Source organism: Larkinella sp. C7 (genome assembly GCF_006149005.1).
Classification (GTDB): domain Bacteria; phylum Bacteroidota; class Bacteroidia; order Cytophagales; family Spirosomataceae; genus Larkinella.
In genome coordinates this window covers 429907-443405 of the sequence record NZ_VBSL01000006.1, presented here as the reverse complement: position 1 = coordinate 443405, position 13499 = coordinate 429907, and the positions used below count along the sequence as shown (strand labels likewise).

10 protein-coding genes are annotated in these 13499 nt (G+C 55.0%); 7 read left to right on the top strand and 3 right to left on the bottom strand.

The annotated features are described in order from the left end of the window. The first annotated feature begins 25 nt into the window (after positions 1-25). The 3 genes from FH871_RS18100 to FH871_RS18090 all read left to right on the top strand — a co-directional run bounded on the left by FH871_RS18100 (position 26) and on the right by FH871_RS18090 (position 3510). Entirely contained in the window at positions 26-970 is a 945-nt protein-coding gene (locus FH871_RS18100; RefSeq protein WP_229317367.1) for a Gfo/Idh/MocA family protein, read from the top strand. Between the two features lies 1 nt (position 971). Next, positions 972-1763, top strand: a complete 792-nt coding sequence (locus tag FH871_RS18095; protein ID WP_138992810.1) for an SDR family oxidoreductase — start codon at positions 972-974, stop codon at positions 1761-1763. 61 nt (positions 1764-1824) lie between these two features. After that, positions 1825-3510, top strand: coding sequence for a M28 family metallopeptidase (locus tag FH871_RS18090; protein WP_138992809.1), 1686 nt, complete (start codon positions 1825-1827; stop codon positions 3508-3510). Positions 3511-3556: 46 nt separating this feature from the next. On the opposite strand, the gene FH871_RS18085 is transcribed toward FH871_RS18090, so the two are convergent. Genes FH871_RS18085 through FH871_RS18075 form a run of 3 tightly spaced genes read right to left on the bottom strand, consistent with a single transcriptional unit; the run spans position 3557 to position 6668 of the window. Then, on the bottom strand, positions 3557-5116 hold the full coding sequence (locus FH871_RS18085; protein ID WP_138992808.1) for an ABC transporter permease/substrate-binding protein: 1560 nt from the start codon (positions 5114-5116) through the stop codon (positions 3557-3559). Positions 5117-5128: 12 nt separating this feature from the next. Then, positions 5129-6085 (bottom strand): ABC transporter ATP-binding protein, encoded by a 957-nt coding sequence (locus tag FH871_RS18080; protein ID WP_138992807.1) that lies wholly within the window; start codon positions 6083-6085, stop codon positions 5129-5131. A gap of 22 nt (positions 6086-6107) precedes the next feature. Next, positions 6108-6668, bottom strand: coding sequence for a sugar O-acetyltransferase (locus tag FH871_RS18075; RefSeq protein WP_138992806.1), 561 nt, complete (start codon positions 6666-6668; stop codon positions 6108-6110). Between the two features lie 289 nt (positions 6669-6957). On the opposite strand from FH871_RS18075, the gene FH871_RS18070 reads away from it, so the two are divergent. From FH871_RS18070 to FH871_RS18055, 4 genes are all read left to right on the top strand, one after another. Beyond that, positions 6958-7860 (top strand): ThuA domain-containing protein, encoded by a 903-nt coding sequence (locus FH871_RS18070; protein ID WP_138992805.1) that lies wholly within the window; start codon positions 6958-6960, stop codon positions 7858-7860. Positions 7861-7913: 53 nt separating this feature from the next. Further along, complete coding sequence (locus FH871_RS18065; RefSeq protein WP_138992804.1) at positions 7914-11099, top strand: PVC-type heme-binding CxxCH protein; 3186 nt, start codon at positions 7914-7916, stop codon at positions 11097-11099. A 244-nt stretch (positions 11100-11343) separates the two neighbouring features. Continuing rightward, positions 11344-12003: a glycerol-3-phosphate 1-O-acyltransferase PlsY gene (gene plsY, locus FH871_RS18060; protein WP_138992803.1), complete on the top strand. Its 660-nt coding sequence runs from the start codon at positions 11344-11346 to the stop codon at positions 12001-12003. Between the two features lie 105 nt (positions 12004-12108). Then, on the top strand, positions 12109-13488 hold the full coding sequence (locus tag FH871_RS18055; protein WP_138992802.1) for a dipeptidase: 1380 nt from the start codon (positions 12109-12111) through the stop codon (positions 13486-13488). The last annotated feature ends 11 nt before the right edge of the window (positions 13489-13499 follow it).

Below are 13499 nucleotides of genomic sequence, written 5' to 3'. Positions count from 1 at the left end.
TCGTTTGAAACCGCACGGGCGGGATATGAATACAACCCTTAAAACTGTGGTAAAACTCGGAATTATTGGAATGAGTGCGGGCAACGCCCATCCGTACTCCTGGTCGGCCATCATCAACGGCTTTTTTGATGCGGCTGAAATTAATCGGGTCGGGTATCCCGGTGTATCGGCCTATCTGACGGCCAACCGCGATCTGCTGGGCATTCCGGGGGCGCGGGTAACGCACGTCTGGACGCAGGATCGGGCGATTTCGGAAAGTATCGCCAAAGCCGTTCAGGTTGACCACGTTGTCGATCAGATGACGGACCTGATCGGGCAGGTCGATGCCGTGATTCTGGGTCGCGACGACCCCGAAAACCATGTCGACATGGCCAAACCGTTCATCGAAGCGGGCATCCCGCTTTTTGTCGATAAACCGCTGGCCAGCAGCTCGGAAGATCTGGCCTACTTTTCGGAACAGGTGGCAAACGGGAGGTTCATTATGTCCTGCTCGTCCATGCGTTACGCAACGGAATTGCGGGCGGTGAAAAACGAGTTCGGCGCGCTGGGAAAACTGCAACTTGCCACGTCCGTAGGAAAAAAAGACTGGATCAAGTACGGCGTTCACATGCTCGAAGGCTTGTTCATGGTCTTGGACGATCCGACGCCTGTTTCGGTCCGGCACGTCGGGCGCGACGGCGGAGATGTGGTGTACCTGGAGTTTGCCGACGGTTTGCAGGCGACGGTGCATCTGTTCATGGACATTGCCCTGACGTTCCAGATTTCGTTGTTTGGCAAGGACGGCTGGCGGCTGATCGAAGTCAAAAACTGGTTTGGCATGTTCCGGGATAACCTGATCGAGTTTATCCGGTCGGTCGAGGAAAACCAGCCCCGGCTGTCATTTGCCAAAACCGAAAACATCATCAAAACCTTGCTGGCGGCCCGGGATAGTCTGTCGCAGGGCGGCAAAATCATTTATTTAAATTCCTAGTATGGCGGATTTATTCACGGATGCATTCGGCCTGAACGGGAAAGACATTTGGGTCATTGGCGGAGCCGGTTATCTGGGTCAGGCCGCGGTTCGCTTGCTTCAGGCTGCGGGGGCCAGCGTCCTCTGCGCCGATCTGGACGACCGCGCGGCCGCCTTTGTCACCTCCGCCCAATTGGGTCCGCAGGTTTTCCCGGCCACGCTCGACATTCGCCAGGGCACTGCCATTCAGGCGTTTGTCAGTGAACAGATCCAGCGTCGGGGCGTCCCTCATGGTCTGGTCAATCTCGCCTTTGCCTCGACCGGCAAAAAACTCGAAGAGTTGACCGAGCAGGATTTTGACGACGTAAACCACGGCGGACTCACGGCCACGTTTTTGATCGCCCGATCAGTCGGTCAGGAAATGGCCCGGCTGGGTCGGGGAAGTATGGTGCTGTTTTCCAGCATGTACGGTTCTGTGTCGCCCGATCCTGCCGCCTATGAAGCCCCAATGAACAAAAATCCGATTGAATACGGTGTCGGCAAAGCCGGTATTATTCAGATGACCCGGTATCTGGCGGTGCATTGGGGTCGGCAGGGCGTGCGGTGCAACTGCATTTCGCCCGGCCCATTTCCCAATCCGGCGGTGCAACAGAACGAGCCGGCGTTTGTCGAACGGCTTTCGCAAAAAACGCCCCTGGGTCGCGTCGGACAGTCGCCCGAAATTGCGGGATCGGTCGCGTTTTTACTCTCCGATGCCGCATCGTACGTGACGGGTCAAAACCTGATGGTGGATGGTGGCTGGACTTCCTGGTAGAATTTTCTGTTATTTTATGGGGTTCTTCTTATCTTGGTTGTTTGAAAATTTGCGACCGGATATGAAAACCGCCTTAACCCTAAACTTCTTCCTCCTCAGTCTTTCCATCGTTTCCGCTCAGGATAAGGCCAAATCCGGCATTCCGGCCGACGCCCAAACCGCTGTTCAGTCCGTAAAACCGGAAGCCATCCGCGCCCACATGCGCTTCCTGGCCGACGACGCCATGGAAGGCCGAAAGCCGGGAACGCGCGGCTACCGGCTGGCGGCCAATTACGTGATTTCGCAGTTTGAAGCCCTCGGCCTGCAACCGGCGGGCGATAACCAGACGTACTTACAGAAAGTCCCGCTGCGCCAGTGGCGGGTAAACGAAGAAAACAGCTCGCTGACGCTGATCGGCAAGAAGGGCGAACAAACGTTGAACTTCGGAAAGAACTACATGTTGGCCCCGGTATATGGCAGCGAAAAAAGTGAGGTTACTGCGCCCGTTGTTTTCGTCGGTTTTGGCGTCACAGCCCCCGATCTGAACTACGACGATTATAAAAATATTGACGTCAAAGGCAAAATTGTGGCCTATTTCAACGGCGCTCCGGCGGCTTTTCCGTCCAACCAGCGGGCGTATCACGGTTCGGCCAAGCTGGAGAATGCGGCTGCCCACGGTGCGGTTGGTGTGATCTCGTTCAGCCTGCCTACCGACGTCCGCAACCGCATGGAAGCCTCGGCCCCACGCGCCCGACAAGGCACCTACCGCTGGCTGGACAAAGACGGCAAACCGCAACGGGTTTTCCCGGAACTGAAAGGCGTTGCTTCGCTGGGCGATTCAACGGCGCGGACGATTTTTAGTGAATCCGGCCACGCATTGGCGGATGTCATCGCGGCTGCCAACAAGAGCATTCCACAAACGTTTCCGCTCAATTTTTCGGTTCGGATGAAAACCGAAACCCAATCCGGGGGCGACATTGCCGGGTATAATGTGGTCGGTGTGCTGCCCGGAACCGACCCGGTTCTGAAGAACGAATACGTCGTGTACGTTTCGCACCTCGATCACCTCGGCATTGGCCGACCCGTCAAAGGCGACTCCATTTACAACGGCGCACACGACAACGCGTCGGGCGTCGGCATCAACCTCGAAGCGGCCCGGATGTATGCGTCATTGCCAACGAAGCCCAAGCGTTCGATTCTGTTTGTGGGCGTCACGGCGGAGGAAATGGGGCTGTTGGGTTCCGATTATTTCGCCAGCAACCCGACGGTTCCGAAAGAATCGATGGTGGCCAACCTGTGTCTGGATATGCCGTTTTTCTTTCATCCGCTGGTCGACATAGTGCCGTATGGCTACGAGCATTCCAGCATGGCGAAGGCGGTCAATACCGCAGCGTCCTTTCTGGGCGTGAAGGTGGCCAAAGATCCCATGCCGGAGCAGGTGGTGTTCATGCGCAGCGATCATTTCAGCTTTGTCCGGCAGGGCATTCCGGCGATTTATGTCAAAAGCGGGACGGATTCGGGCAACCCGCAAGTTGACGGCCTGAAGCTGAACCTCGACTGGCGGGCGACGATCTACCATTCTCCCCAGGACGAAATCGACCAGCCATTCGACTTCAATGCGGCCGCCAAACACGCCCAACTCCAGTTTCTGATCGGTTATCTGACCGCCCAGCATCCGGAGCGCCCCACCTGGAATCCGGGCGATTTTTTCGGGAATAGATTTGGAACAAAACCGGGGAATAAAGTACCGGCGGATAGCGGGAAGTAGGGCATCTTTCCGCTACATCAATCGGAATATATTAATGAGACTGAAATCACCGGTCCAGATACTGCTTCAACTCCGAATTGGTCCGGATGCCCAACTGTTCTGCTTGTGCCTCGCGCATCATCAGGGCGTAAGTATTGTTGAAGCCCAGCGGTTTCAACCAGCTTAACTGGTATTTCCGGTCAAACTCCTGGCTGACGTACTGATAAACCGCTTTGGTGCTTACTTGCAACGTGTCGGATACCACTAACGGAGGTTGCAGGATGACCAGCAAACCGGTGCCGGTGTATTCCGGATAGAGATCAAGATCCCCGGCGATCAGGGCATCGAAGCAGATTTTGGTGCCGCCCAGACCGGTTTTGGTAATCACCTCCAGCGCCGTCCGGTTTTCGACCAATTGCCGCACGATTTCGGCCAGAATATACTGCTCCGTAAAGATCATGGCGCCAATCACAATCTTCCCCTGCCGCTTCTGTCCATCCGGTTTCCGAAGCAATCCGGCGCTGGTCAGAAACTGCCGCGCCACGGCGGCTGGCGATTGGTGCAGGTGATCGACCTGGTAGTTCAATTCGGTCATGGACGAATCCGAAAGCTGCCCGGCCAGCAAATCCAGCGTGGGTTGCAGTTCCGGGTGCTGTTTCAAGGTATTCTGCCGAACGACCAAAGCCGCTTCGTAGGGCGGAAACGCGTGTTTGTCGTCCGTCAGCGTCCGCAGATTGAAGGCCTTGATGCGCCCGTCGGTTGAATATCCGCTGATGATGTCCACCAGATCGGTGCGAACGGCTTCATACATCAGATTCTGGTCAATCAGCCGCGACGCCAGATGCAGGTTATACGTCCGAAGCAGTGCCGGATAGCCGTCAGCCCGCCCGTAGAATTCGTGCGCAAAACCGGCACGCAATGTCGGGCGACCCGCGCCCGGCACCAGATAGAACGACGACAGAACCGGGACGAGCAGGAAGAAAACCGCCATGACGCGATAGCGGCCCAAACCGCGCAGCTTCTGCAAACGGGCCAGCCCGGCGTCCAGCAGAATCGCCAGCAGGGCCGAAGGAATGGTGCCGGCCAGGATCATGTTGGTGTTGTTCAGGGCAATACCGCCGAAAATAAACTCCCCCAGTCCGCCAGCCGCGAGGTAAGCCGCCAGCGTCGCGACGCCGACATTGATGACCGTGGCCGTGCGGATGCCGGCAAAAATAACCGGCAAGGCTAACGGAAACTCCAGCCGCATCAGCACCTGCCAGGGTGTGAGTCCCATGCCCCGCGCGGCTTCTTTCAGCGCCGGACTCACTTCCCGAATGCCCACGTAAGTGTTCTGAACAATGGGCAGCAGGGCATACAGGAACAGGGCGACAATGGCCGGTCCCGGCCCAATCCCCAGCAGCGGAATCATAAACCCCAGCAAGGCAATGCTCGGAATGGTTTGCAGCACGCCCACCGATCCCAGAACGACGCCGACGATGCGGGGGCGGAACGTAATCAGCACACCCAGCGGGATGCCGATGATCAGTGCGATGCACAGTGACAGGAACGTCAGGCCGATGTGGGTCAGCGTTTGTTCGGCCAGTTTATCCGCATGTTCAACAACGAATTCGAAAAATTCCTGCACGGTCGGTACGGTTTACGATACGGATTGATTCTGGAGCAACTGCCCCAGTGCGGGCCAGATGGTAGCCGACTGTACGGTTATAAACCGGTGATTGGACTGGAAAACAATGGAGTTGGGACCGGACAGTTCGCTCATGACATCGGCCAGTTGGGTGTGGGCCGGAAAAAGCCGCGCTTCGGGGGGCGAAGTGGCTTCGTCGGGCAGATAGGGCGATAAATCCTGGAGCGAAAAGGCGTGCAACTGAAGCGACAGCCACTGGTCGGCGAAAAATTTGCGGACAAATTCATTGACCGGCCGCAGGAGCAGTTCGCGGGGCGTTCCGATCTGCTGGATGCGGCCACCGTCCATCAACGCCACCCGGTCGCCGAGTTCGAACGCTTCCCGGATGTCGTGGGTTACCAAAACGATGGTTTTCTGGCGTATTTCTTCCAGATTTCGGAATTCCCGGCGAATGGCACTCCGGGTAACGGGATCGAGCGCACCCAGTGGTTCGTCCATCAGCAGAATCGACGGTTGAGCCGCCAGCGCCCGGGCCAGTCCCACCCGCTGCCGTTGTCCACCACTGAGCTGGCTGGGATAGGCTTTGAGGAAAGTTTCGGGCAGGCGGAGCATCGCCATCAGTTCCCGAATCCGGTCCTGAATTTTTCGTTCGTCCCACTGCAACAACCTCGGCACCAGGGCGATGTTTTCGCCAATGGTGTAATGCGGAAACAGGCCGGTTTCCTGAATCACGTAGCCAATTTCCCGCCGGAGTTCGTGAAGTTTCCGCTCGCCGATCGCAACCCCGTTCACCTCAATGACACCCGATGTCGGCTCAATCAGCCGGTTGATCATCTTCAGCGTGGTGGTTTTGCCGGAACCGCTGGTTCCCAGCAGCACCAGCGTTTCGCGCGCGCCCACTTCGAAGGAGACGTCATCGACGGCCAGGTGCGTCGGGTATTGCTTGGTAAGGTGGCGAACAGCAATCATAGGAACAGGGTTAAGAATCAGCTTATTCCGTAATTTCCCGAATCACCCGGCACGGATTACCGGCGGCAAACACATTCGCCGGAATGTCCCGCGTCACGATGCTACCAGCCCCGATGGTGGTGTTGTCGCCGATGGTTACACCCGGACAAACGACGACATTGCCGGCCAGCCAGACGTTGTTACCAATCGTAATTGGTTTCGCAATATCCGATCCCTTCTGAATGCGGTGGCTGGCCAGTAGTGGATGGGAAGCAGCATACAGGCTCACATTGGGGCCGATCAGCACATTGTTGCCAATGGTGACCGGGCAGTAATCCAGGATGGTGCAGTTGTAGTTGATAAAAACCGTGTCGCCCAGATGAATATAAGCGCCATAATCGCAATAGAAAGGCGGCTGAATGTCCGGATTTTTGCCAAATGATCCCAGCAGAATCCCCAGTATTTCTTCCCGGAGCGGCTGCTCACTGTTGAGGGTTTGGTTATACCGCATGAATAATTCCCGGGCGCGCGCCCGCATCGCCAGCAGTTCAGGGTCATTGGCCCAATACCATTCCCCGGCCAGCATTTTTTCCCGTTCGCTCATACTCGGATTTTAGGTAGAAATACCGTCATAAATCAAGCCAATATCATACGATTTACCGCACAAACCATCCTGTTCCTGAAAAAGATAGCGAACGGTTTTTCTCCTCCAGGCAAAACCCGCAACGAATTCCCGCTTTGTACATAAGCCTATTGTCGAAATACCGTCGGCTTCCTGCCATCACGTTCCCAAAATACGGTTTCCTGGTTCACAAAATCTCCCCCACGAGTAAATCCGCGTCCAAATTTCCTTAATTTGGCAGATTAGAACCTGGATCCTAAACCGACCCTTCATGAAAACCAAACGCAGAGCTTTTTTACAACAGACCTCCGGCCTGCTGGGACTCGCCGGCTTGCTGAGCCTGGCCGAAAACGAAGCCCTCGCCAACCGACTGAAATCACCGGCAAAAGCCGAAAAACCGTATATCGTTTTTGTTGCGGGCGACCATGAATACAGCGGTGAACAAACCCTCCCGCTGATTGCAGCCGAATTGGAAAAAAATTATGGCTTCCGGACCAAAGTCATCAAATCGGCTCCGAACCAGAATGCCGAAAAAAACATCCCCGGTCTGGAAGCCCTGCGGGAAGCCGATCTGGCGGTATTTTTTCTGCGGTGGCGGCAGTTGCCCCCCGATCAACTCCAGTATATTGACGAATACCTCAAGTCGGGAAAACCGGTCATGGGTTTCCGGACGTCCACGCACGCCTTTAATTTCCCGAAAGGCGATCCTTCGGAGGAATGGAATGCTTTCGGCGAACGGGCGTTTGGCTCACCGCCCGGTTGGGGAAAGGCAGGGCATACCCACTACGGACACGAAAGCACGACGGACGTAACGATCATTCCGGAAGCGGCAAAGAACCCCATTCTGACGGGCGTGGCCCCCTCTTTTCACGCGGCTTCATGGCTCTACCGGGTGCGGCCGGACTATCCCCCGAAGGATGCGACGCTCCTGCTGATGGGCAAATCGGTCAACCCGGACAAACCGGCCATTGATAACCCGGTTGCCTGGACGTGGAAAAACAAAGCCAATGCGAAAGTTTTCTTCACCACCCTCGGACACCCCGAAGATTTTCAACAGGAAAGCGTTCAGCGACTGACCATCAATGCCATACACTGGCTGGTGGGCAAACCAATTCCCAAAAAATGGAAGGGTAACATCGCCATCAATGTGCCTTACCGGGGTATCGTGAAGTAGTTGCCCAAAATCCCGCCGTTTCGAATCCGTATAACCCATTAGAAGTTATAGAAATGTCTAAACCCAGGAAAAATAGCCTCATCGGACTGCTGATTGCCGTTGGATTGGGGCTCATCGCGTTCAGTGCTTTTCAATCAAACCGGGGTTTCTTTTCGGGAGCCGAACCGATTCCGCTCAAAAAAGGGTCGCGCATCATGCTGCTTGGCAACAATCTGGGGTCAAGGATGATGAATTACGACAATTTTGAGACCGAAATGCAGGTTCGCTACCCCGATAGCGAGTTCTTCATCCGGAACATGTGCGACGGGGGCGACACCCCCGGTTTCCGGCCCCACGCCAGCCGGAATTTACCCTGGGCGTTTCCCGGTGCCGAAAAGTTTCAGACCGAATACGCCAACCCCTCCCAAAGTGAAGGCCATTTCGAAACGCCTGACCAGTGGCTCACCCGCCTGAAAACCGACATCATCGTCGCTTTTTTCGGGTATAACGAATCGTTCCAGGGGCCGGCCAAACTGGATAACTACAAAGCCGAACTGGACGCGTTTATCAAATGGACGCTGAGCCAGAAATACAACGGCACGACCGCTCCGCAACTCGCCATCGTTTCGCCCATCGCTTTTGAGGATTTATCCGCCAAAATGGACCTGCCAAACGGCAAAAAGGAAAATGAAAACCTGATGCTGTATACCAAAGCCATGAAGGAAGTGGCGGAGCAGAACAACGTACTCTTTGTCGATGCCTTTACCCCTTCCCGGCAATGGTATGCCGACAGCGCCGAACCGCTGACCATCGACGGTTCACAGTTGAACGAAGAAGGCTACAAAAAACTGGGTGTGTTGCTGGTCGATCAGATCTTTGGAAAGGCGGCTGCCAAGGCACAAGCCAACCGGAAGCTGATTCACGAGGCCGTGATGGAAAAAAACTGGATGTGGCACAACGATTTCAAAATTCCGAATGGCGTGCACGTCTATGGACGTCGCTACAATCCGTTTGGTCCGGAAAACTACCCCGCCGAAATCCAGAAAATCCGCGAGCTAACCGCCATTCGGGACACGGCCATCTGGCTGGCGGCTTCCAAAGGCGAGAAACTGGATTTGGCGGTGGCCGATAAAAATACCTCCCCGCTCCCACCCGTAAAAACCAACTACAACCCGGAGAAAAACGGCAGTTTAACCTATCTCTACGGCAAGGAGGCTCTGGCAAAACTCAAAGTGCCAACGGGTTACAAGATTGAGTTATTTGCCTCTGAGGAAGAATTTCCGAATCTGGCCAAACCGATGCAGATGTCATTCGACGCCAAGGGGCGGCTTTGGGTGGCGGTGATGCCGAGCTATCCGCACTACAAACCGGGCGATTCCAAACCCAATGACAAGATTCTGATTTTCGAAGATACCAACGGCGATGGCAAGGCCGACAAAGAGACGGTTTTTGCCGATGGCTTGCACCTGCCGCTGGGCTTCGAAATCGCGAAAGAAGGCGTCTATGTTTCGCAGGGAACCAACCTGAAGCTCTTTACGGATACCAATGGGGATGACAAGGCGGACAAAAGTGAAATTCTGCTGAGTGGCTTCGACGACCACGACACCCACCACAACAGCCACGCCTTTTGCGTAGACCCTTCCGGGGCCATTTATTCGGGCGAAGGCGTGTTTTTGCATACCAACGTCGAAACGTCATACGGCCCGGTTCGGGCCACCAACGGCGGTTTTTACCGGTACACACCCCAGCGCCACAAGCTGGAGCGCACCGCGCAACTTTCCATCCCAAATCCCTGGGGCATTGCGTTTGACGACTGGGGACAGCCGTTTTTTGCCGAAACGTCCAGCCCCGATGTTCGCTGGATGATGCCGGGAACAGTGTTGCCACGCTACGGTCAGGCCACGCATAAATCCGTACAGTTGATCGAAGAAGCGCACCGGGTTCGTCCAACGTCAGGTCTGGAGTTTGTTTCCAGCCGCCATTTTCCCGACGAATTGCAGGGCGATTTTCTGATCAACAACACCATCGGTTTTCTGGGCATGAAAGAACACACGCTGGTCGACGACGGAACCGGGTATAAAAGCCAGCACCGGATGGATCTGGTGGTGAGCGAAGACCGCAACTTCCGGCCCGTCGACATGGAGTTTGCGCCCGACGGTTCGCTGTACCTGATCGACTGGCACAACATTCTGATCGGCCACATGCAGCACAACGCCCGCGATCCGCTACGCGACCACTCGCACGGTCGGGTCTACCGGATTACGTATCCCGCACGTCCGCTGGTGAAACCGGCGAAAGTAGACGGGGCCACGATCGAAGAATTGCTGGATAACCTGAAACTGCCCGAATACCGCACCCGCTACCGCACCCGACGCGAGCTGCGCGGCCGCGATGTGAATCAGGTATTGGCAAAACTGAAAACCTGGGTGGCAAAACTGGACAAAAACGATCCACGCTACGAACACCACCTGCTGGAAGGTTTGTGGGTGAGTTGGGGGATGAACAAGGTCGATCAGCCGCTGCTGCGCCAGGTGCTGAAGGCGAAAGATTACCACGCCCGGGCCGCAGCGGTTCAGGTCGTGCGGTATACCGGTCATCAGGTGCCCGATCAGGCGGCTTTGCTGATGCAGGCTGTGAAAGACGACAACAGCCGGGTTCGGCTGGATGCGATTGTGGCGGCCTCCTGGATCGGAAAGGAAAAAGGACTGCCTATTCTGGCCGAGGCCAAGAAAAAACCGCTCGACGACTGGATGATTCATGCTTACGAAACCGCCGTTGCGCACCTGAACGACGTCAACGTCAAAGCCGTGAAAGAGGTAGCTGAAAAATCCACGCTGAAAGGTGCCGAACTGGCGCTGTTTAACAAAGGCAAAGAGATTTACGGCAAGGAAGGGTATTGTACCACCTGCCACCAGCCCGATGGCAAAGGACTGGCGGCCTCCGGTTTTCCTCCGCTGAACGGTACGAAGTGGGTGTCGGGCAACGAAGACCGTCTCATCAAAATTGTGCTGAACGGGCTGCTGGGACCTATCGAAGTAGCAGGCAAAAATTACCCCGGCCAGGTTCCGATGACACCTTTTGGCGGTTTGCTGAAGGACGATGAAATTGCAGCGGTGCTGACCTACGTCCGAAATTCATTCGGAAACCAGGCTTCGGCCATCCTGCCGGCAAAAGTGAAGCAGGTTCGGGCTGCTATTGGAAGCAAAAAGGATTTTTACGCGCCGGATCAGTTGCTGAAAGAACATCCGATGGAGAAATAAGTCTATTTCCCACAGTCGTCTGGCTGTGGGAAATACATAAAAAATGGTGATAAAGGAATACATTTCATGGTTTTGGTGTTATTAAACGGTAACAAACCCGGTTTTTTTCGTAGATTTGTCATTCAGGAGATGTTACAACCCGCCGAAAATCCCTACTTTTAAGTCTCTGCACACCTCTTTGGGGTGGTTTAAGTTTAGTATGTACTCAATGTCAATCGCACCGCCGAAGCGGTAGATTTCTTGAATGAACGTGTTATTAATCATTGCAACGACCTTACTTGCTTATCTGTTGGGTTCCATTCCGACTGCCGTTTGGTATGGAGAGGGTTTTTTTGGATTAGATATTCGTAAATACGGAAGTGGAAACGCCGGTGCGACCAACACCTTTCGCGTTCTGGGCAAACGGGCCGGTACGGTCGTCATGCTGATCGACGTACTGAAAGGCTACACCGCCACCATCCTTTCCTCTCTGCTGTGGTATTTCGACGTAATCGGAACCCACGAAATCCTGACGTTCAAACTGGTTTTCGGTCTTGTGGCCGTCATCGGGCACGTTTTTCCGATCTGGGCCGACTTCAAAGGTGGCAAAGGCGTTGCCTCGCTCCTGGGTATGGTTCTCGCGATTCACCCCGAAGTGGCCGCTGTCTGCATCGGTATTTTTCTGGTGGTGGTCATTGCCTCGCAATACGTTTCGCTGGGTTCGATGATGGCGGCTCTGGCCTTTCCGGTGCTGTTGCTGCTGCGGGCGTTTGGGCAAAAAGAACATCCGCTGCTGATCGTTTTTGGCGTGGTGGTTTTCCTGTTTGTGGTACTGACCCATCAGAAAAACATCACCCGGCTGCTGAACGGCGAAGAAAGCCGGACACGGCTGATCAAATTCCGGAAGAAAGAAGACGAAGAATAAGTTTCAAGCTATTCCTGATTGCATGACGCCCCGAAGTGATTAACTTCGGGGCGTCATTTTTTGGTACTATTTCCTTTGTCAGTCCGACAAAAACCCGTCAACACCATGTTATCAACCTACTTTGCGGAACATAAAGAACGGTTTCTGAACGAACTCTTCGAATTGCTGCGGATTCCGTCCGTGAGTGCCGATTCCAAATTCAAACCTGATATGCGCCGGGCGGCTGAATTTGTCCGGGATAAGCTGACTGCCGCCGGTCTCGACAACGCTGCGCTGCACGAAACACCAGGCCATCCGGTCGTTTACGCAGAAAAACTGATCGACGATGCGCTGCCGACGGTTCTGGTGTACGGCCACTACGATGTCCAGCCCGCTGATCCGTACGAACTCTGGAACACCCCGCCTTTCGAACCGACCATCCGCAACGAACGCATTTATGCCCGGGGTTCGTGCGATGACAAAGGCCAGTTTTACATGCACGTCAAAGCGCTGGAAGCCATGCTGGCCACCGATGGGTTGCCCTGCAATGTCAAAGTGATGATTGAAGGCGAAGAAGAAATCGGCTCCGATCACCTGGGTAATTTTGTGGCCGCCAACCGCGACAAACTCAAATGCGACGTGATTCTGATTTCAGATACCAGCATCATTGCCAACGATGTGCCGTCTATTGAAGCCGGTTTGCGGGGGCTTTCCTACGTCGAAGTGGAAGTCGTTGGACCCAACCGCGATCTGCATTCGGGCGTTTACGGTGGTGCGGTTCACAATCCGCTCAACGTGCTGTGTCAGATGATTGCCTCCTTGCACGATGAAAAAGGCCGGATCACGATCCCCAGCTTTTACGATAAAGTTGACGAGTTAACCACAGAAGAACGGGCAGCCCTGGCCGAAGCCCCCTTCGATGAAGAAGAATACAAACGCGATCTGAACCTCAAGGCGGTTTTTGGCGAAGAAGGCTATTCGTCGCCCGAACGGGCTTCGATTCGTCCGACGCTGGACGTGAACGGCATCTGGGGTGGCTATATCGGCGAAGGCGCCAAAACCGTGTTGCCGGGCAAGGCGCAGGCCAAAATCAGCATGCGGCTCGTACCGCGTCAGGACCCCGACGAGATTACCGAACTGTTTACGAAGCATTTTATTTCTATCGCTCCGCCGACGGTAACCGTAACCGTAACGCCCCACCACGGCGGTCAGCCGTACGTAACGCCCACCGACTCGGTCGAATTTGAAGCCGCCCGCCGGGCCTTCCGCGAAGCCTGGGGCAAAGAAGCCATTCCGACCCGGGGCGGTGGCAGCATTCCCATCGTGGCGCTGTTTGAGCAGGAACTGGGCGTCAAATCCATTCTGATGGGTTTTGGTCTGGACATCGACGCGCTGCATTCGCCGAACGAGAGCTACGGTTTGTTCAATTTCTACAAGGGAATCGAAACCATTCCGTACTTCTATAAACACTACGCCGAATTGAAGAAAACGGGCGTTGAGGCTTAAAAAAACTCTCT

Bases quoted from the DNA above. Each gene is read 5' to 3' on its own strand.
- FH871_RS18100 (WP_229317367.1), top strand. From the start codon at position 26: ATGAATACAACCCTTAAAACTGTGGTAAAACTCGGAATTATTGGAATG.
- FH871_RS18095 (WP_138992810.1), top strand. From the start codon at position 972: ATGGCGGATTTATTCACGGATGCATTCGGCCTGAACGGGAAAGACATT.
- FH871_RS18090 (WP_138992809.1), top strand. From the start codon at position 1,825: ATGAAAACCGCCTTAACCCTAAACTTCTTCCTCCTCAGTCTTTCCATC.
- FH871_RS18080 (WP_138992807.1), bottom strand. From the start codon at position 6,085: ATGATTGCTGTTCGCCACCTTACCAAGCAATACCCGACGCACCTGGCC.
- FH871_RS18075 (WP_138992806.1), bottom strand. From the start codon at position 6,668: ATGAGCGAACGGGAAAAAATGCTGGCCGGGGAATGGTATTGGGCCAAT.
- FH871_RS18070 (WP_138992805.1), top strand. From the start codon at position 6,958: ATGAAAACCAAACGCAGAGCTTTTTTACAACAGACCTCCGGCCTGCTG.
- FH871_RS18065 (WP_138992804.1), top strand. From the start codon at position 7,914: ATGTCTAAACCCAGGAAAAATAGCCTCATCGGACTGCTGATTGCCGTT.
- plsY (WP_138992803.1), top strand. From the start codon at position 11,344: ATGAACGTGTTATTAATCATTGCAACGACCTTACTTGCTTATCTGTTG.
- FH871_RS18055 (WP_138992802.1), top strand. From the start codon at position 12,109: ATGTTATCAACCTACTTTGCGGAACATAAAGAACGGTTTCTGAACGAA.